Source organism: Rhizobium sp. No.120 (assembly GCF_054558365.1).
Genome location: NZ_BAAJNQ010000003.1, coordinates 635,856 through 655,778, shown reverse-complemented (window position 1 = coordinate 655,778; position 19,923 = coordinate 635,856). Strand labels below are relative to the sequence as shown.

General features: G+C 58.4%; 19 protein-coding genes and 1 tRNA gene. 16 read left to right on the top strand and 4 right to left on the bottom strand.

Annotated features, from left to right (window positions below; all coding sequences use genetic code 11):
• Nucleotides 1–169 precede the first annotated feature (169 nt).
• The 3 genes from ACYJRZ_RS13925 to ACYJRZ_RS13915 all read left to right on the top strand — a co-directional run bounded on the left by ACYJRZ_RS13925 (nucleotide 170) and on the right by ACYJRZ_RS13915 (nucleotide 2,864).
• Entirely contained in the window at nucleotides 170–1,288 is a 1,119-nt protein-coding gene (locus ACYJRZ_RS13925) for a Gfo/Idh/MocA family protein (protein WP_459459561.1), read from the top strand.
• Nucleotides 1,289–1,429: 141 nt separating this feature from the next.
• On the top strand, nucleotides 1,430–2,647 hold the full coding sequence (locus tag ACYJRZ_RS13920; RefSeq protein ID WP_459459559.1) for an NAD(P)/FAD-dependent oxidoreductase: 1,218 nt from the start codon (nucleotides 1,430–1,432) through the stop codon (nucleotides 2,645–2,647).
• Nucleotides 2,648–2,774: 127 nt separating this feature from the next.
• Nucleotides 2,775–2,864, top strand: a tRNA-Ser gene (locus tag ACYJRZ_RS13915).
• Between the two features lie 72 nt (nucleotides 2,865–2,936).
• Here the strand turns inward: ACYJRZ_RS13915 and ACYJRZ_RS13910 are convergent.
• Nucleotides 2,937–3,851: a LysR family transcriptional regulator gene (locus ACYJRZ_RS13910; protein ID WP_459459557.1), complete on the bottom strand. Its 915-nt coding sequence runs from the start codon at nucleotides 3,849–3,851 to the stop codon at nucleotides 2,937–2,939.
• Between the two features lie 119 nt (nucleotides 3,852–3,970).
• On the opposite strand from ACYJRZ_RS13910, the gene ACYJRZ_RS13905 reads away from it, so the two are divergent.
• The 4 genes from ACYJRZ_RS13905 (at nucleotide 3,971) to ACYJRZ_RS13890 (ending at nucleotide 8,123) form a co-directional block, all read left to right on the top strand.
• A complete protein-coding gene (locus tag ACYJRZ_RS13905) occupies nucleotides 3,971–4,699 on the top strand; it encodes an SDR family oxidoreductase (protein ID WP_459459555.1) in 729 nt (242 codons plus the stop codon).
• Nucleotides 4,700–4,722: 23 nt separating this feature from the next.
• Nucleotides 4,723–5,019 (top strand): Atu4866 domain-containing protein, encoded by a 297-nt coding sequence (locus ACYJRZ_RS13900; protein WP_459459631.1) that lies wholly within the window; start codon nucleotides 4,723–4,725, stop codon nucleotides 5,017–5,019.
• Between the two features lie 539 nt (nucleotides 5,020–5,558).
• Nucleotides 5,559–6,608, top strand: a complete 1,050-nt coding sequence (locus ACYJRZ_RS13895; protein WP_459459553.1) for a porin — start codon at nucleotides 5,559–5,561, stop codon at nucleotides 6,606–6,608.
• 447 nt (nucleotides 6,609–7,055) lie between these two features.
• Complete coding sequence (locus ACYJRZ_RS13890) at nucleotides 7,056–8,123, top strand: porin (protein ID WP_459459551.1); 1,068 nt, start codon at nucleotides 7,056–7,058, stop codon at nucleotides 8,121–8,123.
• A gap of 122 nt (nucleotides 8,124–8,245) precedes the next feature.
• Here ACYJRZ_RS13890 and ACYJRZ_RS13885 read toward each other — a convergent pair whose 3' ends face one another.
• Nucleotides 8,246–9,139 carry an alpha/beta fold hydrolase gene (locus tag ACYJRZ_RS13885; protein ID WP_459459549.1) on the bottom strand — a complete coding sequence of 298 codons (894 nt, stop codon included), beginning with the start codon at nucleotides 9,137–9,139 and terminating at the stop codon, nucleotides 8,246–8,248.
• 76 nt (nucleotides 9,140–9,215) lie between these two features.
• Nucleotides 9,216–11,267, bottom strand: coding sequence for a lytic transglycosylase domain-containing protein (locus ACYJRZ_RS13880; RefSeq protein ID WP_459459547.1), 2,052 nt, complete (start codon nucleotides 11,265–11,267; stop codon nucleotides 9,216–9,218).
• A 216-nt stretch (nucleotides 11,268–11,483) separates the two neighbouring features.
• Between ACYJRZ_RS13880 and dapA the strand changes: the two genes are divergently transcribed.
• The gene (gene dapA / locus ACYJRZ_RS13875; RefSeq protein ID WP_459459545.1) at nucleotides 11,484–12,368 is read left to right on the top strand and encodes a 4-hydroxy-tetrahydrodipicolinate synthase; all 885 of its coding nucleotides are present in this window, start codon (nucleotides 11,484–11,486) and stop codon (nucleotides 12,366–12,368) included.
• 131 nt (nucleotides 12,369–12,499) lie between these two features.
• On the top strand, nucleotides 12,500–12,979 hold the full coding sequence (smpB, locus tag ACYJRZ_RS13870) for an SsrA-binding protein SmpB (protein ID WP_069616140.1): 480 nt from the start codon (nucleotides 12,500–12,502) through the stop codon (nucleotides 12,977–12,979).
• Between the two features lie 151 nt (nucleotides 12,980–13,130).
• Here smpB and ACYJRZ_RS13865 read toward each other — a convergent pair whose 3' ends face one another.
• Nucleotides 13,131–13,715 carry a LabA-like NYN domain-containing protein gene (locus ACYJRZ_RS13865; RefSeq protein WP_459459543.1) on the bottom strand — a complete coding sequence of 195 codons (585 nt, stop codon included), beginning with the start codon at nucleotides 13,713–13,715 and terminating at the stop codon, nucleotides 13,131–13,133.
• Between the two features lie 311 nt (nucleotides 13,716–14,026).
• Between ACYJRZ_RS13865 and rpoZ the strand changes: the two genes are divergently transcribed.
• From rpoZ to rnc, 7 genes are all read left to right on the top strand, one after another.
• The gene (gene rpoZ, locus ACYJRZ_RS13860; protein WP_075852112.1) at nucleotides 14,027–14,425 is read left to right on the top strand and encodes a DNA-directed RNA polymerase subunit omega; all 399 of its coding nucleotides are present in this window, start codon (nucleotides 14,027–14,029) and stop codon (nucleotides 14,423–14,425) included.
• Nucleotides 14,426–14,525: 100 nt separating this feature from the next.
• Complete coding sequence (locus tag ACYJRZ_RS13855) at nucleotides 14,526–16,748, top strand: RelA/SpoT family protein (protein ID WP_459459540.1); 2,223 nt, start codon at nucleotides 14,526–14,528, stop codon at nucleotides 16,746–16,748.
• 181 nt (nucleotides 16,749–16,929) lie between these two features.
• Nucleotides 16,930–17,079, top strand: coding sequence for a DUF3563 family protein (locus ACYJRZ_RS13850; protein ID WP_459459538.1), 150 nt, complete (start codon nucleotides 16,930–16,932; stop codon nucleotides 17,077–17,079).
• A 220-nt stretch (nucleotides 17,080–17,299) separates the two neighbouring features.
• Entirely contained in the window at nucleotides 17,300–17,887 is a 588-nt protein-coding gene (locus tag ACYJRZ_RS13845) for a DUF2062 domain-containing protein (RefSeq protein WP_459459536.1), read from the top strand.
• 41 nt (nucleotides 17,888–17,928) lie between these two features.
• Nucleotides 17,929–18,333, top strand: coding sequence for a holo-ACP synthase (gene acpS, locus ACYJRZ_RS13840; protein WP_459459534.1), 405 nt, complete (start codon nucleotides 17,929–17,931; stop codon nucleotides 18,331–18,333).
• Between the two features lie 114 nt (nucleotides 18,334–18,447).
• Nucleotides 18,448–19,194, top strand: coding sequence for a signal peptidase I (gene lepB / locus ACYJRZ_RS13835; protein WP_459459532.1), 747 nt, complete (start codon nucleotides 18,448–18,450; stop codon nucleotides 19,192–19,194).
• The gene (rnc, locus tag ACYJRZ_RS13830; protein ID WP_459459530.1) at nucleotides 19,191–19,910 is read left to right on the top strand and encodes a ribonuclease III; all 720 of its coding nucleotides are present in this window, start codon (nucleotides 19,191–19,193) and stop codon (nucleotides 19,908–19,910) included. Before lepB ends, rnc begins: the two co-directional genes overlap by 4 nt.
• Nucleotides 19,911–19,923: the final 13 nt, after the last annotated feature.

Sequence of the window (19,923 nt, the reverse complement as noted above, 5' to 3'; positions counted from 1 at the left end):
CGGATTTTGATTCGTTCGGCACGAATATTTTTAAGCTCATGTATTTGCATACATAATACGGCATTTCGTTATTTCGGATCGATGTCGACGTTATGGGCGCGCTTGTCAAAACGGTCTAAATATTCCAAAAATCACTTACTTCGGGAGAAGATGTGAGGAGGAAGGGCAAATGAAGCCTTTGGGCGTTGGGTTGATCGGCACCGGTTACATGGGCAAATGCCATGCGCTGGCCTGGAATGCGGTCAAAACAGTATTCGGTGACGTCGCGCGGCCGCGCCTGGCGCATCTTGCCGAAGCCAATGCCGAGCTGGCGAAGGCGCGGAGCGACGAGTTCGGCTTCGAAAAGGCAACGGCCGACTGGCGCGATCTCATCGCCGATCCCGATGTCGACGTTGTCTCCGTCACGACACCCAACCAGTTCCATCCGGAAATGGCAATCGCAGCCCTTGAAGCTGGCAAGCACGTTTGGTGCGAAAAGCCGATGGCGCCATCTTATGGCGATGCCGAACGCATGCTGGCCGCAGCCAAGGCCTCCGGCAAGGTCGCCATCCTCGGTTACAATTATATCCAGAACCCGGTGATGCGTCACATCAAGGCGCTGATCGCGGAAGGCGCGATTGGAGCGGTGAACCACATCCGCGTCGAGATGGACGAGGATTTCATGGCCGATCCGAACGGGCTCTTCTATTGGAAGAGCGAACTTGCTTCCGGTTACGGCGCTTTGGATGATTTCGCCGTGCATCCGCTTTCGCTGCTTTGGTTCCTGTTCGGCCATGTCGAAGCTGTGATTGCCGACATGGTAAAGCCCTATGCCGAACGGCCTTTGAAGGATGGCGGTAGCCGCGCTGTCGAAAATCACGATCTCGCCAATGTGCTGATGCGCCTTGGCGGCGGCATTTCCGCCGTTCTCATGGCCAATCGCTCGGCTTGGGGCCGCAAGGGCCGTATTGCCCTGCAGATCTTCGGTTCCGGGGGCTCGATCTCCTATGACCAGGAGCGCATGAACGAATTCGAGCTCTATCAAGCCGAGGGCAGGGGCAGCGAACAGGGCTTCCGCAAGGTGTTGGCCGCACCCGCGCACAAACCTTATGACCGCTTCATCCCAGCGCCCGGTCATGGTCTCGGCTTCAACGATCTCAAGATAATCGAGTGCCGAGAGCTGATCCGCGCCATAGGAGGCGAGGCTGCGTCAGTCGTCGCTTTCAAAGACGGCCTGCGAATCGAGAAATCGGTGCACGCCATGGCCCAATCCTTCCACGAACGCCGCTGGGTCGAAATATCAAGCTGAGCGTTTGGCCTAATTTTCTCCCGATCCGGGGCGCAGGGTCAGCCATGATTGACGCTTGCGGATGCAGGCGTTACCCCTGAAGTCCATAGGCAGCCTTCCGCGCAACGCGGAAGGTACCATGGTAACAATGGAGTACGGATCGTGACGGGCAGATTGGTCATTATCGGGGCCGGGCAGGCGGGTTTCGCGCTCGCAGCCAAATTGCGCGGGCTGGGTGATTCGCGGCCGATCACCATCGTCGGTGCCGAAGAGAGCCTTCCCTATCAGCGACCGCCACTGACCAAGAAGTATCTGCTCGGCGAGATGGCTTTCGATCGCCTGCTGTTCCGGCCCGAACATTGGTATGCCGATAATAATGTCGAGATCCGCTTGTCCACCTGGGTTGAGCAGATCGATCGTGGCGCAAAGCAGATCGTCATGCAGGATGGCTCCAGGCTCGATTACGAGACGCTGGCGCTTGCGACGGGCTCGACGCCACGCCGTCTGCCGCCCTCCGTCGGCGGCGCGCTAGAAGGCGTCTATCTCGCCCGTGACAAGCGAGACGCCGATCTTCTTGCCGGCGAAATGCGCCCCGGCCGCCGGGTGCTCATCATCGGCGGCGGCTATATCGGACTTGAGGCCGCTGCCGTCGCGCGCCATCGCGGCCTTGAGGTCACGCTCATCGAGATGGGCGACCGGATATTGCAGCGTGTGGCGGCAAAGGAAACGGCCGATATTTTCAGAGCCATCCACCAGAAGCACGATGTGGTCATTCGGGAGAAGACCGGGCTTAAGCAGCTCATCGGCCGCAACGGCCATGTCGCCGCCGCCGAATTGTCCGACGGGTCTACCATCGATGTCGATTTCGTCGTCGTCGGCATCGGCGTCGCCCCTAATGACAGGCTCGCCAAGGAGGCCGGCCTCGAGGTTGGCAACGGCATCGTCGTCGATTCGTTCGCTCGTACATCCGATCCCTCCATCTTCGCCATGGGCGATTGTGTGGAATTGCCCTGGGAAGGTGGGCGAATCCGGCTCGAATCCGTTCAGAACGCCGTCGATCAGGCAGAAGCAGCAGCGGGAATCATAGCCGGCAACGAAAAGGCCTATGATCCGAAGCCCTGGTTCTGGTCGGATCAATATGATGTGAAACTGCAGATCGCCGGCTTCAACCTGGGTTACGACGAGACCTTTCTGCGTCCCGGTGCGCGCGAGGGCGCTGCTTCCGTCTGGTATTTCAAGCAGGGTCGTTTCATCGCCGTCGACGCGATAAACGACGCAAAGGCCTATGTGACCGGCAAGAAGCTGCTGGAAACCGGCGCCAATCCGTCGAGGGAGGTCCTTGCCGACCCGGCCGCTGATTTGAAGCAGCTGCTGGCTTAATGTAAATTCAGATCGGCCGGAGCATGGTTCGGCCGGCAATCGCCTGTTGGTGAATCATGGAAAGAACGTACACGAGCGCGAAAAAGCGCTTGCGTCGATAAATGAATGGCCCTATCAGGGCCGCACCGGAGAGGTGGCCGAGTGGTCGAAGGCGCTCCCCTGCTAAGGGAGTATACCAGAAATGGTATCGTGGGTTCGAATCCCATCTTCTCCGCCATTTTCCCGATTATCCTACCCTACAGACGACGGCTCGCGATCTTGGCGCTGCCAAACCGATCAAGGCCAATTATTATCGGGAATTCCGGCCCGCAAAGCCTTCGTAGCGCTTCAGATATGCTATCAGCGCCCTAAGCTTCGGAGCCATGTTTCGTCGATTGGGATAGTAGAGGTAGAAGCCGGGGAAATAGGGGCAATATTCCTCGAGAATCGGCACCAGTTCGTTTCTGCCGATGAAGGCGCGAAAACTTTCCTCCATCCCGAATGTGATTCCCGCGCCGGCGACAGCCAGCTTTATCATCACGCTCATATCATTCGTCGTCACCTCCGGCGCGACCTCCACTCGGAATCCCTTGCCTTCCTCTGCAAACTCCCAGCGATAGGGGACAGCCTTTGGCGCGGGGCGCCAGCCTATGCATCGATGCATGGAGAGTTCTTTCGGATGCTTGGGGATGCCGAATCGATCGCGATAGGCAGGCGAACAGACGGCCAATTGCCGCTCGTTGCCAGCGACGGGTACGGCAATCATGTCCTGCTCGATGACTTCGCCAAGCCGAACACCCGCGTCATAGCCTTCCGCTACGATGTCGAATTCCTCGTCGGTCACGGTGATATCGAGTTGGATCTCGGGATTGGCGTCCGCAAAGCCACCGAGAAAGTCACCGGCGAGAAAACGCTCCGCGATCGAAGAAACGGCAAGCCGCAATTGACCGCGAGGTCGGGTGCGCAAAGTCTCCGTCTTTTCCATCGCGGTGCGTATGTCCGAGATTGCCGGCTCCACCTCCGCATAGAGCCGTTCGCCGGCTTCGGTCAGGCTGACGCTGCGGGTTGTACGCTGCACCAGCGCGATGCCCATGCTCTCTTCCAAGCGCCGGATCGTCTGGCTGACTGCCGAGCGGGTGACACCGAGCCTATCGGCAGCGGCACGAAAATTGCGCTCCCGAGCGACTAGAATGAAGACGGAGAGAGCATTGAGATCGGGCCACATTGGTAAGTATTGCTTTCCAAGCTGTTACTGAATGGATGTCTTATCACGACAATGAAGCTCTGTATCCTCCTCGTATCCGGTTCCGGAAGAGAACCGTTCACATAGCAAGGAGTGATCGCATGCCTATTGATAAAGTCATCCTCATTACCGGTGCCTCCAGCGGTATCGGCGCGGGCATCGCCCGCGAACTCGCTTCCGCCGGCGCAAGGGTCATGCTGGGCGCCAGGCGGGTCGACAGATTGGAAGCATTGGCGGCAGAGATCCGGGAGAAGGGCGGCACAGTGATGACCCGCCGGCTCGATGTCACCGACAGGGCAGACGTTGCAGCCTTTGCTGAGGCGGCACGCCTGGCCTGGGGACGCGTCGATGTGATCGTCAACAATGCCGGCATCATGCCGCTTTCCCTGATGACGTCGATGAAGGTCGAGGAATGGGACAGAATGGTCGACGTCAATGTCAAGGGCGTGCTTCACGGCATTGCGGCGGTTCTGCCGCAAATGACGGCGCGCGGCACCGGTCACATCATCAATATCGCTTCAATCGGGGCACTGGCTGTCTCTCCAACCGCCGCCGTCTATTGCGCGACCAAGTACGCCGTTCGGGCGATCTCCGACGGGCTGCGCCAGGAATGCCGTGATATCCGGGTCACCTGTATTCATCCAGGCGTCGTCGAGAGCGAGCTGGCCGATACGATCACGGACCCGGTCGCCGCCGAAGCAATGAAATCCTATCGAGCCGTTGCACTGACACCCGATGCCATCGGTCGGGCGGTGCGCTTCGCCGTTGAGCAGCCCGATGATGTCGATGTCAATGAGATCGTCGTGCGGCCGACGCGGGCGGCCTATTGATACTCGGTCTCTTTGCTCTCACTCTGGCCGGCGCCGTATTTGCTCCGCCGGCATTTTCCGAGGATCGAATCGAAATGAAGAAATCGACACACGCTTACGTCGGCATGTGGGTGACCGCGGACGGTCATATTCGCCATGAGCTCCTGCCGAACGACCGTTATATCGAGGCACGCGGCAGCCGTGAACGTGCCTATCAGGGGCGCTACGTGGTGACGAATGATCATATCGACTATTGGGACGATACCGGTTTCACTGCCGACGGTGACTTTATCGATGGAGTGCTCCATCATGCGGGAATGATCCTCTATCGAAAGGAATGACGATTCAGGACCGCGTTTGTCCCTTGGCGGCCAGTCCTTATCCAATGGCCGCTCGACGCTTTCCGAATCGCTCATGCCGGACTCAGCCGCGCCTTGCATCATTTTGGAACGCAGGTGGAACTCGCGCGCGGCTACTCGTCTGGCGACAAAGCGAGGCTAGCGTCGCAAAAGGCTCGCCAAATCACATGAAAACCCGCCTGTCAGCCACGGAATGGCCATTTGCTTGCCATTTTCCACTCAGCCGAAGCCATTTTGGAGGTTGGCGTAAGTACCCGTAGATTAAGACGTTTCTTAACGAAGTCTAAAGAAATGCGGCCACCGTGTCGCCGACTTGTGTCCTTTCAGCAACAGGACTTGCGGAAGGGTTACGCAAATCCCCCTTTCGGAGAAGATGTCGATTGCGTGACAAGCCGCGTCTTGTATTTTCACTCTCGGAAGCGAGGGCGATTGATCGTCCACTTCTTGAAACACGAGGATGGGACAGGGAATACCTTCGGGTAGTTCTCATTCTCGAGATAAAACTTTGACTGGAGGTCAATATGAACATCAAGAGCCTTCTTCTCGGCTCCGCTGCTGCTCTGGCAGCAGTTTCTGGCGCTCATGCAGCCGACGCAATCGTCGCTGCTGAGCCCGAGCCGCTGGAATACGTTCGCATCTGCGACGCTTACGGTGCTGGTTACTTCTTCATCCCGGGCACCGAAACCTGCCTCAAGATCGGTGGTAAGGTTCGTACCGAAGGCAAGTGGTACGATGCTTATGATGCAGACAGCCACAATGGCACTCTCTGGCACACTCGTGCTGAGCTGCAGCTGCAGACGGCAACCGACACCGAATACGGCCCGCTGAAGACCAACACCGAAATTCGTTGGGACTGGAACGACGGCAATGCAACGTCGACCAACCTGCTGCACGCCAGCATCAGCCTCGGCGGCTTCACCGTTGGTAAGGAAGACTCGCAGTTCAACGTCTTCACCGGCTACGCTGGCGACGTTATCAACGACGACGTGGTCTATGACGGCCCGTACGAACTGAACCAGATCACCTACAACTACGACGCCGGCAACGGCTTCACGGCTGTGATCTCGGTTGAAGACTCGAACTCTGGTAAGGGTGCAACCGGCGCCAACGGCGAAGACAGCACGAACCATTACCTGCCTGACGTTGTTGCCGGTGCTGGTTACAAGGCCGGCGCATGGTCCTTCAAGGTCGTCGGCGGTTATGACTCGATCGTCGAAGAAGGTGCTATCAAGGCTCGTGTAGACGCTGACTTCGGCGTATTCTCGGCCTTCTTGATGGGCGGCTGGAACACCGATGGCGACAAGCTCAACAAGTACGCTGGTGCAGGCAGTGAAGGCATCGGCTGGGGCGACTGGGCTGTCTGGGGCGGCGTTGGCGTACCGGTCAATGAAAAGCTGAAGTGGAACCTCCAGCTCGCCTACACTGACTCCAAGGTCTTCGCTGCTACCACGAACGTCAAGTGGAACCCGGTCAAGAACCTGCTCGTCGAGCCGGAAGTTTCCTACACCAACTGGGACTCCATCAACAAGGACCAGTGGGCTGGTATCCTCCGCTTCGAGCGCTCGTTCTAATCTGATCTGACCTCGGTCATTTGAGATTTCTCACTTTGGTGAGGAAAAGCCCGGTCGAAAGACCGGGCTTTTTGCTTTGCCTATAGCTCCGATATTGAAAGAAAAACGACCGCCTTGGTACGGCACGCTCGCCGCTCATATTGCTATGGGGCGAAAGTTCTTTTCAGGTAATTTTAAGGAGAGCCCGCTCTGGTGTGTCGGCAATATGACAGTTTTGCGACGTGATTTTTGTGCAACGCACTCTTTTGAAACAGCTGTCACAATTGTTCATAGTTTGTCTCTGATATTGCTCAAAAAAAAACGATCTGTAGGTTCCAAATCGGAAGCAAGACTTACTGTCTTGGTTCTCCCAGATCAGGGGTCAACTTTTAAAACTAGGTGGGGTAGGGCGCGTCGATTTTTCGATGTGATTTCTCATACCTAATTGATATTGAAACTGGAGTTACTATGAACATCAAGAGCCTTCTTCTCGGCTCCGCTGCTGCGCTGGCAGCAGTATCCGGTGCTCACGCGGCTGACGCGATCGTCGCTGCTGAGCCCGAGCCGCTGGAATACGTTCGCATCTGTGACGCTTACGGTGCAGGCTACTTCTTCATCCCGGGCACCGAAACCTGCCTTAAGATCGGCGGCCGCGTCCGTACGGAAGGCGGCTGGTACAACGCCTACAAGGCTGGCCAGGACGCAGGTGGCCGTGGTACCTATTGGCATACCCGCGCTGAACTCTCTCTCGATACAGCGACCGATACCGAATACGGCCCGCTGAAGACCAATACCGTTGTTCGTTGGGATTGGAATGACGGCAACGCGACCACGACCAAGCTGCTTTGGGCCAACATCAGCCTCGGCGGTTTCCTCGTCGGTAAGGCTGATTCGGTCTACTCGACCTTCACCGGCTATGCCGGCGACGTCATCAACGACGACGTGATCGAATACGGCATCAACGGCACCGATGAGCTGAACCAGCTCACCTACAAGTATGATGCCGGCAACGGCTTCACGGCTGTGATCTCGCTGGAAGATTCCAATTCCGGTACGGGCGCGACCGGCGCAAACGGTGAAGATAGCACGAACCACTACCTGCCTGACGTTGTCGCCGGTGTTGGTTACAAGGCCGGCGCCTGGCAGTTCCGCGTCGTCGGTGGTTATGACTCGATCGTCGAAGAAGGCGCTGTCAAGGCCCGTATCGATGCCGACTTCGGCGTCCTCACGGCTTTCGTTATGGGCGGCTGGAACACCGATGGCGACAAGCTCAACAAGTATGCCGGTGCCGGCGGTGCTGGCCTCGGTTGGGGCGATTGGGCTGTCTGGGGCGGTGTTGGCGTTCCGGTCAACGACAAGCTGAAGTGGAACCTCCAGCTTTCCTACGACGACCTGAAGACTTTCGCCGCAACGACGAACGTCAAGTGGAACCCGGTGAAGGATCTGCTGATCGAGCCGGAAGTCACCTACGTCAACTACGACGCCGTCAACAAGGACACCTGGGCCGGTATCCTCCGCTTCCAGCGTACGTTCTAATTCGGTTCGCCGAATCGAATTCGAAAGATCTTCCGATCAGACCTCCGATCGGAAGAGGGAAGGCCCGGTTTCCCACCGGGCTTTCTTGTTTTCTAAGGACTGAACGATCTTAATCTTCATTCTCAAAGATCCGAGATGAAAGCGCCGATTGCCTGTGGAATGTCGCCGAGATGCAGGATGGGTGCGTGTCCTTGTCCATCGGCGATCTTGATGACCATGCCTGGGTGGCGTTTTGCCATTTCATTGATCGTGGATTGCGTCAGCAGCTTCGAATTCTCGCCGCGAATCACCATCAGCGGAATGTCCTGAAACCCTTGGAACTGTGCCCATAGGTCGGGAATCGACGCTTCCAAATCGAGTGCCTGCATCTGCAGCGCGATGGCGGGATCGTAATCGGCGACCGGTTTGTCGTCAGCAACCGCGTAGATCGCGCGTGCCATGTCCTGCCAGTCCTCTTCGCCAAGCGCGGTAAAGGCATTGCCGTGATTCTCCCGCAGGATTTCGACCGCCTCACTCCAATTGCTGGGCTTCTTGGCGCGGTTGAGATAGTCGCGAATATCCGCCAGCCCGACCTTTTCCAGGGCAGGACCGATATCGTTGAGGATGACCGCTTTTAGGACATCCGGCCGATTGGTCGCGAGGATATGCAGCACCAGGCCGCCGCGCGAGGTGCCGATGAAGATGGCCTGCGAAATATCGAGAGCGGCGCAAACGGTCAGGACGTCCTGCGCTTCAATGGCGAGATTATAATGAGATTTGTCGGGGTCCCGTTCGGATCGGCCGCGTCCGCGAGCATCGAGTGTGATCACCCGGTGCGGATGCAGGGAATCCCGTGACAGAAGCAGGGCTAATTGGTGAAAATCGCGCGAGTTGCGTGTTAGACCTGGCAAGCAGAAGACAGGCGGTAGGTTACGTGCTGCTGGCTCAGTAACGGCGTAATCCCGCACATAAAGCTTCAAACCGTCGCCGGCCTGAATTGTTCTGGCAAGGAAGCCGCTTTCATCGTCGCTGCGCATGCATCATTCCCTCGGCTTTTGGATATAGCGAGGGATGTAACGGCATTTTCGCAGGGTGCACAACTGAGCTTCTTGGCTAGCCGCGGCCGTTAACCAGATCGTGTACGATGTCGGTCTTCTGTCCCAGCCGCGCCTTATAGACCTGATAGTTTTCCATTACGCGCTGCACGTAGTTGCGGGTCTCCGGGAAGGGGATGCGCTCGATCCAGTCGATCACGTCGTCGAGCGACTTACCGCGCGGATCGCCATAGCGGCTGATCCATTCCGGCACCTTGTTGGGCCCGGCATTGTAGGCGATGAAGGTCAGGATGTAGGACCCGCCGAAGGTATCGATCTGTTCGCCGAGATAATGGGCGCCGAGCGTGGCGTTATAGCCGGCATCTTGCGTCAGCTTATCGGCGGAATAGGCCATGCCATGCCGACTGGCAACCGCCTTTGCCGTCTTCGGCAGCAGCTGCAGCAGGCCGCGGGCATTGGCGGAGGAAACGGCGGCCGGATTGAAGGCGCTCTCCTGCCGGGCGATGGCATAGGCAAGCGCCTTGCCCGAGCCCGAAATATTGGCATTGTCCGGAATGACGCCGATCGGGAAGGCGAGTGCCGCCACGTCGATGCCGCGTCCATAGGCGATCTTGCCGATCTGCAGCGAAAGCTGGTGATTGCCGGAGCGTTCGGCCCGGGCAGCAAGCAGGGCAACTTCGCCGGGGCTATCCAGCTGTTTTGCGAGAGCGCGATAGAGCGCATCGGCACGCCATCCGTGTCCTGCAGCTTCAAGCCGCGAAATCGCCTGTATTGCCTCGCGTCCCTGGAAGCGCTGGCGATCCGAAGCCGAGGGCGAAGGATAGGTGACGTTTAGGGTGCGGCTGCCAAGCTTCTCGGCGGCGAGTTGGCCGTAGAAGGTGCTCGGATAGGATGCGGCCTTCGCGTAGAAATCGGCAGCCTTGCCCGGGCCGCCCGCTTCGGCCGCGCGGCCGAGCCAATACCAGCCGCGTGATTGCGAGATCGGTCCATTCGATACTTGCAGAATCTTGCGAAAATGGATCGCCGCATCGGCCCCGTCCTGCAGACCGCGCAGAGCGTACCAGCCGGCATGGAATTCAGCCTCGCCGACATCCTGCGGGCTTTCCGCGACGCTGGCGTCGACGATGCGATAGGCGGCTTTGAATTCACCTTTATCCACCAGGCCGCGGCTGACGATGCGCTGCTCGCTCCACCATGCGCCGGGGCTAACGAGCACATTCGGGTCGCGCGGCATCTGCGCCAGAAGATTGGCGGCATCGTCATATTTGTTCTGGCGGCGCAGGTTCTCGATCCGCATGAAGAGATAGGCGGGGTCCTTGCGCCATTGCGTGTCGATGGCTGCGATCAGCGCGTCGGCCTTCGGCGAGCGATCATTGACCGCCGCCCATGCCTTGTAGAGCGATTGCGCCTTTCCGAGATCGCCGAAGCGTTTGGCCTGCGCGGTCCGATCGCGGTAAAGCAGATAATCCATGCGTGCCTTGTGATCGGCGGGCGAAAGCAGGTTGGGGAATTCCGCAAGGATCTTGTCCTCGAAAGACTTGTCCAGCGGTTCCTTGCGCCAGATCTTGCGGATCAGCTTACCCGCCTGTGCGGTTGCGCCGCGTGCCATGAGCGCGCGCGAGAGGATGATCGTGCCCTCCACGGTCTCCGGCTGCGAGTTGCCGAAAGCGGCCAAGACCTGGTCCGTTGCCGGATTCTCAGTGTAGAGCGCCCGCTCGGAATTGGCGCGCAAGCTGCCAAGTCCCGGCCAGCCGACCAATTCGCGGGCGGCGGCGGCAATTTCGCCGGAGGGAATGCCGGGTTGCCCCGAAGTGGCAATCGCCCAGGTCAAGATATGGCGGTCGAGTGTACCTTCGTCCATGCCATTGCGGATGGCGAGCGCTTGCATCGGGTTCTTGTTGGAAAGCGCGTCGAGTCCTGCCTTCAGGTCGCCGCTGACGGGGGCGATGGTTCCCCCGCGCGGGATCGCGGCCGTGCTCATCGGATCCGGCGCCATGGCGACATAGGCATTGGCGCTCGTCGGTATCTGCTGGCCGGGAATTTGCGAGGCAACGGCGCCCCAGGCGACCGCCAAGCCCACGGCGGCCCAGATCATGACAGGTCTCTTCATCCGGCTACTCACAAAACAAAAGGCCCCTTCCATTTGCCAAATGCAATATTAACGAAACCTTACCGGTGGTCCGAATTTCCATCAATTATGATATCGGAAACTGCCCTTTACCATCCAAAGCGTGCTTGTCGCGGCCAAGCCGGCGCTTTATGGTGCGCGGATTCATAACCATGGATTGCGGCTGAAGCATGAATGCCGCGCCGCTAGGAGACTTGCATGTTCCAGGGATCCATTCCCGCTCTCGTTACGCCCTTTACTGACGCCGGCAAGGTGGATGAGGCTTCTTTCGCCTCGCATGTCGATTGGCAGATAAAAGAGGGCAGCAAGGGATTGGTGCCCGTTGGAACGACGGGTGAATCTCCCACCCTTTCGCATGACGAACACAAGCGCGTCGTCGAACTCTGCATCGAGATTGCGAATAAGCGGGTCCCTGTCATGGCGGGCGCTGGCTCGAACAACACGCGCGAGGCGATCGAGCTGGCGCAGCATGCCGAAAAGGTCGGCGCCGATGCGGTTCTGGTTGTGACACCCTATTACAACAAGCCGACCCAGAAGGGACTCTACGCGCATTTCGCTGCAATCGCGGAAGCGGTGAAGCTGCCCATCTATATCTACAATATTCCCGGCCGCTCGGTTGTCGACATGACGCCTGAGACGATGGGTGCGCTTGCCAAGTCCTATTCCAATATCGTCGGTGTGAAGGATGCGACCGGCAAGATCGAACGCGTCTCCGAACAGCGCATCAGCTGCGGCCGCGATTTCCGCCAGCTTTCCGGCGAGGATGCCACGGCGCTTGGCTTCAACGCCCATGGCGGCGTCGGCTGCATCTCGGTCACCGCCAACGTCGCGCCGCGCCTGTGCGCCGAATTCCAGGCGGCAACGCTCGCCGGTGACTATGCGAAAGCTCTGGACTATCAGGATCGCCTAATGCCGCTGCACAAGGCGATCTTCCTTGAGCCTGGCCTTTGCGGCGCCAAATACGGTCTCTCCCGGCTTGGCCGCATGAGCCGCAATGTGCGCTCGCCGCTGCTGCCGACCCTGGAGCCAGGCACGGAGGCGGCGATAGACGCGGCCCTGCGCCATGCCGGCCTCCTGAACTGACGGCCCTCGAGCATTTGCCAAACTCTGCGGACCGCTCTCTTCACAAGGAGGGCGGTCTCGCTTATTTAGAGGGCAGGAACTTGGCGTGCCTCTGGCCGCTGCCGGAATGACGCAAGAAAAGAAGAAGAATCATGGCACCTAAAGGCAGCCAGCGCGTGGTGAAGAAGATTGTGGCCGAAAACCGCAAGGCGCGCTTCAACTACGAGATCATCGATACCTATGAAGCGGGTCTTGTGCTGAAAGGCACGGAGGTCAAGTCGCTGCGCGAAGGCAAGGCGAATATCGCGGAGTCCTACGCTTCTGACGAGGATGGCGAGATCTGGCTGATCAACTCCTATCTGCCGGAATATCTGCAGGCGAACCGCTTCAATCACGAGCCGCGCCGCCGGCGCAAGCTGCTGCTTTCCAGCCGAGAAATCGGCCGGCTTCGTTCGGCGATCAATCGTGAAGGCATGACCCTGGTGCCGCTGAAGATCTATTTCAACGACAGCGGCCGCGCCAAGCTTGAATTGGCCCTCGCCAAGGGCAAGAAGCTGCATGACAAGCGCGAGTCCGAGAAGGAGCGCGATTGGAACAGGCAGAAGAGCCGGCTGCTCAAGGACAACGGGTGAGGGTGAGGAGCGATCGGGCAGAGAGCCCGAGCAATCGATCCAGTGAATCGATTGCAGCGACGAACGCCCTGAGCCCTAGCGAAGGGCCGGCTGTTTCGGCAAATGCAAAACGCTCCCGCCGCACGGGGTATCTCGATAATGCAGCCGCAAGTTATTCCTCGGAGTCCGCGACGCTATGACCTCCCTCGGGAGCACGTGCAGGCCGTTCCGAGGCTTCACGGCCGATCTCGGCCTTCAGCGAGACAAGGTCGATGAAATGGTCGGCTTGGCGGCGCAGATCGTCGGCGATCATTGGCGGCTGGGTCGCCATGGTCGAAATGACCGAAACCTTGCGTCCGCGGCGCTGGAGCGCCTCGACAAGGGTGGTGAAGTCGCCGTCGCCGGAAAATATCACCAGATGATCGACGGTCTCGGATTGTTCCATGGCGTCGATTGCCAGCTCGATGTCCATGTTGCCCTTGATCTTGCGGCGACCCATGGAATCCGTGAATTCCTTGGCGGGCTTGGTGATGACCTTGTAGCCGTTGTAGTCGAGCCAGTCGATCAGCGGGCGGATGGAGGAATATTCCTGATCTTCGATGAGGGCGGTGTAATAATAGGCCCGCAGCAGGTAGCCGCGTTTCTGAAATGCCTTGAGGAGCTTGCGGTAATCGATATCGAAGCCGAGGCTCTTGGACGCAGCGTAGAGATTGGCGCCGTCTATAAAGAGTGCAATTTTTTCGCGTGGGTCAAACATCGCTTACTTATCCACTGTTATAAAAACGTAATCACTTGATTCAAAGGCTAGCTAAAACAATGCCTTGCAAGGTGTTGCAGAATAATTCGTATTACTTTATGAATTATTCATATAACCGAGATTTAGGGCACGCAATCAGATATTCCAAGCAACTTCCGGTGGAAATCACCGTTTGTCTAGGGTAATTTTAGCACTTTCCCGGGGGCTGCAAAGGCGCTGAAACAGGAAAAACTTGAATTTGCCATCGTTTGCTTGTATCGGCGTGCTACTCCGAGACATGATGACGACATCACGACCGCAAAGGACAGGCAATGGCCCGTGTCACAGTAGAAGATTGCATTGATAAAGTTGAGAACCGGTTCGAGCTCGTGCTGCTCGCCAGCCACCGCGCCCGCCTGATCTCGCAGGGCTCGTCGATCACCATCGACCGCGACAACGACAAGAACCCGGTTGTTGCTCTGCGCGAAATCGCCGACGAGACGCTGTCGCCCGACGATCTCAAGGAAGACCTGATCCATTCGCTGCAGAAGCATGTTGAAGTGGATGAGCCCGAGCCCGATCCGGCAAGCCTCCTGGCGGCTGGCGCTTCCGCCACCAGCGAAGAGGAAGAAGATCTGCCGGAAACCGTTACTTTCGACCAGATGTCGGAAGAGGAACTGCTCGCCGGTATCGAAGGCCTGGTTCCGCCGGAAAAAAGCGACGATTACTGATCGTCGAGCTTGATGCTCCGGGCAGGAGCGATATGATGGCAAGATGCGTGCGCCGGTCATATGACTGGCGCGCTTTTGTTTTTGCTGGAGTAGCTTTGGAATGATGCGGCAATACGAGCTTGTCGAGCGCGTGCAGAAATACAAGCCCGATGCCAACGAAGCTCTCCTCAATAAAGCCTATGTTTATGCGATGCAGAAGCATGGCCAGCAGAAACGTGCCAGCGGCGACCCCTATATTTCTCATCCTCTCGAAGTTGCTGCGATCCTGACGGATATGCGCCTGGATGAATCGACCATCGCGGTCGCTCTACTCCACGACACGATCGAGGACACGACGGCAACGCGTGCTGAGATCGACGAGATGTTCGGCGAGGACATCGGCCGCCTGGTCGAAGGTCTGACGAAGATCAAGAAGCTCGACCTCGTCACCAAGAAGGCCAAGCAGGCCGAAAACCTGCGCAAGCTGCTGCTCGCCATTTCTGACGACGTGCGTGTGCTTCTGGTCAAGCTGGCAGACCGCTTGCACAATATGCGCACGCTCGATCACATGTCGCCGGAAAAGCGCGCCCGCATTTCCGAAGAGACGATGGAAATCTATGCGCCGCTCGCCGGTCGCATGGGTATGCAGGACATGCGTGAGGAACTGGAGGAGCTCTCCTTCCGGCATATCAATCCGGAAGCGCATGATACCGTCACCAAACGCCTGGAGGAGCTGTCGCGCCGCAACGAGGGTCTAGTCAAGAAGATCGAGACCGAACTGCGCGATCTGCTTGTTGCCAACGGCTTGGCCAACGCCATGGTCAAGGGCCGGCTGAAGAAGCCCTATTCGGTCTTCCGTAAGATGCAGTCGAAGTCGCTCTCTTTCGAGCAGCTTTCCGATATCTACGGTTTCCGTCTTCTCGTCGACGATATCCCGTCCTGCTATCGGGCGCTCGGCATCGTCCATACCCGCTGGCGCGTCGTTCCCGGCCGCTTCAAGGATTATATCTCAACGCCAAAGCAGAACGACTATCGCTCGCTGCACACGACCATCGTCGGCCCTTCCAGCCAGCGTATCGAACTGCAGATCCGCACCAAGCGCATGCATGAGATCGCCGAATTCGGCATTGCCGCCCACACGCTCTACAAGGATGGCGCTAACAGCAATGGCGACGGCGAGCTCCTGTCGAGAGAAAGCAACGCCTATTCCTGGCTGCGCCATACGATCGAGGCGTTGGCCGAGGGCGACAGTCCGGAAGAATTCCTCGAGCATACGAAGCTCGAGCTGTTCCAGGACCAGGTCTTCTGCTTCACGCCCAAGGGCAAGCTGATCGCCTTGCCGCGCGGCGCAACGCCGATCGACTTCGCTTATGCCGTTCACACCAATATCGGCGACACCACGGTCGGCGCCAAGATCAACGGCCGCATCATGCCGTTGGTGACGCGTCTGAACAACGGCGATGAGGTCGAGATCATCCGCTCGGGCGTGCAGGTGCCGCCGGCTGCCTGGGAAGAGATCGTGGTCACCGGCAAGGCGCGCGCCGCCATTCGCCGCGCAACCCGCCTTGCCATCCGCAAGCAATATGCCGGCCTCGGCCACCGCATTCTGGAGCGCACCTTCGAGCGCGCCGGCAAGGTCTTCTCGCGCGATGCCCTGAAGCCGGCCCTGCACCGCCTCGGCCAGAAGGATGTCGAGGATGCGATCGCCGCAGTCGGGCGAGGGGAGATGTCGTCGCTTGATGTCCTGCGCGCCGTCTACCCGGATCATCAGGACGAACGCGTGACCGTGAAGCCTGCCGGCGACGAGGGCTGGTTCAACGTTCGCAGCGCCTCCGGCATGATTTTCAAGATCCCCGGCAAGAACAAGGCCGAGGTTTCCGACGGCGCCGACATCGATGCGCCGCCGATCCGCGGCATTTCCTCGAACGTCGAGGTGCATTTCGCGCCGACTGGCGCAGTCCCGGGTGACCGCATCGTCGGCATCATGGAAAAGGGCAAGGGCATCACCATATATCCGATTCAGTCGCCGGTCCTGCAGCGGTTCGACGATGAGCCCGAGCGCTGGATCGATGTGCGCTGGGATCTGGACGAGGCCAACAAGTCCCGCTTCGCGGCGCGCATCCTGATCAATGCTCTCAACGAGCCGGGCACGCTGGCCAAGGTGGCGCAGACCGTGGCAGACGTCGACGTCAACATCCGCGTGCTCAACACCGTTCGCGTCGCAGCCGATTTCACCGAGATGGCCCTCGACGTCGAAGTCTGGGATCTGCGCCAGCTCAATCAGCTTCTTGTGCAGCTCAAGGAACTTGATTGCATTGCGACGGTAAAGCGCCTCTACGAATGAGGTCGTCCGATGTCCAGGCAGCCTGCATATTTTGTGATCATTTTATGACCAAATTCGAGCGCCTTTCCGGATCGATATGCATTCTGTGCATGGCTGCGTGTATTTTCGAGCGGTGGTAATTGATCTCCATCGAGCCTATCTTCTGGTCATCGAAGAAACGAAACTGAGATGAGAGAAGACAATGTTTAGCCCGATCAAGAAAATCGCCCGTGCCCTCCGTGTTCCGAGTGTTGAAGAACGCGAAATGGCTTACCTGAATGGCTCGCATGACCGATTTGACCTTGAATATCGTCAGCGTCAGGTCGATCGCGGTCTGTTCCGTTCGCGTTAATAGCTGTTAATACTTAAAAGACCAGGAGGGGCGCGTCGTTGTTGCGCCCTTGGAGCATCCCGGACTTGCGGGATTGCTTCCTGTAAATGAAGAGGACGTCCATTTTCTGCGTCGACAGCAGGTGACGTTCCCAAAAGAGCCGCACTTCCGGTTCTTAATCGGTGCATGATACATTCGGCCGCTCTTGTCATGACGGCCCTCGTTGCACTAGATAAGCCGCATGCTGTTTCGCCGCCGAAAACCACTGACATTCAAGGAAAAACTCCGGGAGCACCTTTGGCCCCGAAAGGGTTTTGTCCGCTCGTTCCAATATTTCGGCAAGCGCCTCGTTCGCCTTGCCGCATCGCCGCATTCGGTTGCGGCCGGCTTTGCCGCGGGGATTATCGTGTCCTGGACGCCGTTCATTGGCGTGCATTTCGTCATGGCGATCATCATCGCATATCTGATCCGCGGCAATGTCATCGCGTCTGCGCTGGGCTGTCTGGCCGCGGGTAATCCGCTCACCTATCCCTTCATCTGGGCCCTGACTTGGGAGATCGGCCATCTGATCCTGTCACGCGATAGCGGCGGCCAGGGCGGCAGCATCGATCTGCCCGCGCTTTGGCACAAGGGCGATCTCTCGCAAATATGGGACCCGGTGTTGAAGCCGATGCTGATCGGCGGCATTCCGCCTGCCATTGTCACAGGCGTGATCGTCTACGCACTCACCTATTATGGTGTTAAGACCTTCAAAACCCGCCGCAAGGAACGCCTTATGGAGCGCGCCCGCGAGCGGCTGGCGCTTGCCGAGAACGCGTCGAGCGTCTGACGGCGCCTGACCTTCTCCGGGCCGCCAGGAGGGCCTTTTTCATGATCATCGGCATAGGCAGTGATCTCATCGACATCCGCCGAGTGGAAAAGACGATCGAGCGTTTCGGCGACCGGTTCACCGAGCGCTGCTTTACCGATATCGAGCGCGCCAAGTCCGAGCGCCGCAAAAACAAGGCGGCCTCCTATGCCAAGCGTTTTGCTGCGAAGGAAGCCTGCTCCAAGGCTTTAGGCACAGGATTGGCCCAGGGCGTCTTCTGGCGCGACATGGGCGTCGTCAATCTGCCAAGCGGAAAGCCGACGATGCAATTGACCGGCGGTGCCGCAGAAAGGCTGGTTTCCATGCTGCCGGCAAATCACCGCGCCGCCATTCATTTGACGATAACGGATGATTTTCCTCTTGCTCAGGCTTTTGTCATCATCGAAGCGCTGCCAATGGATCGCTGAATCACAGCCATATGTCGCTTTTGATATCCGCGCCATTGCCGCGATGATGTGAAGCGAGTAGACAGGGCCTGAATATAAGTGCGCCGGTGGGGTGCGAAAAAGGAATAAGACTGCGTGTCCGAGAAAGCCGTAAAACAGCAGAACGCCCTGTGGGAGAACATCAAGGTCATCGTTCAGGCGCTCGTCCTGGCCATGATCATCCGCACGGTTCTCTTCCAGCCATTCACCATTCCGTCCGGCTCGATGATGCCGACGCTTCTTGTCGGGGACTATATCTTCGTCAACAAGTTCGCCTACGGGTACTCGAAGTACTCTCTGCCGTTCTCGCCCGACCTGTTCAGCGGCCGCATTTTGGGCAGTGAGCCGAAGCGAGGCGATGTTGTGGTCTTCCGCTTCCCGCCCAACCCGGATGTCGACTATATCAAGCGCGTGATCGGTCTGCCCGGTGACCGCATCCAGGTCAAGAACGACATTCTCTATATCAACGGCCAGGCCGTGCCGCGCGAGCCGCATGGCACCTTCTCGTCGGACTACAGCCAGGAGCCGGGCGACCACATCGCCGTCTACAGCGAACGTCTGCCAGATACCGGCAAGGTTTTTGACACGCTGGATCTGTCGCCGAATTCGCGTGGCGACAATACCCAGGAATATGTCGTTCCGCCGGGCCATTACTTCATGATGGGCGACAATCGCGATAACTCCGACGACAGCCGTTTCGATGTCGGCTATGTCCCCGCTGAGAACCTGATCGGCCGCGCCAGCATCATTTTCTTCTCGCTGGGGCACGACACCTCGTTCCGTGAAATCTGGAAATGGCCGACCAACATGCGTTGGGACCGTATTTTCAAGGTTGTCGAATGACGAAGGCGCAGACGCTCTCCCAGGCGGATCGTGCCAGGCTTGAGGTCGTTATAGGCCACGAATTCGCCGAAAAGGAGCGTCTCGACCGTGCGCTGACCCATGCCAGCGCACGCACGCACAAGACGGGCAATTACGAGCGGCTGGAATTTCTCGGCGACCGTGTGCTCGGCCTTTGCATCGCAGAATTGCTTTTCAAGACCTTTGGCGCGGCGACGGAAGGCGAGCTATCTGTTCGCCTCAACCAGCTTGTGAGTGCCGAGACCTGCGCCGAGGTTGCCGATGAGATGGAGCTGCATCTCTACATCCGCACCGGCGCCGATGTGAAGAAGCTGACCGGCAAGCGGATGCTCAACGTGCGCGCCGATGTCGTCGAAAGCTTGATTGCCGCACTCTATCTGGATGGCGGACTTGAAGTCGCCCGTGCGTTCATCCTGCGTTTCTGGGAGCGTCGCGCCATCCGGCCTGAAGGCGCAAGGCGCGACGCCAAGACGGAGCTGCAGGAGTGGGCGCATGCGAAATTCGGCGTCACACCGGTCTACAGGGTTGATGATCGCAGCGGACCGGATCATGATCCCCGCTTTACCGTAACTGTGGAAATCAAGGGAACAGCGCCTGAAACAGGAATAGAACGCTCCAAGCGTGCAGCCGAACAGATGGCGGCGACGCGGATCCTGGAGCGCGAAGGTATATGGCAGCCTCAGTTGACTGAGAAGTGACTGCCGGGGAATA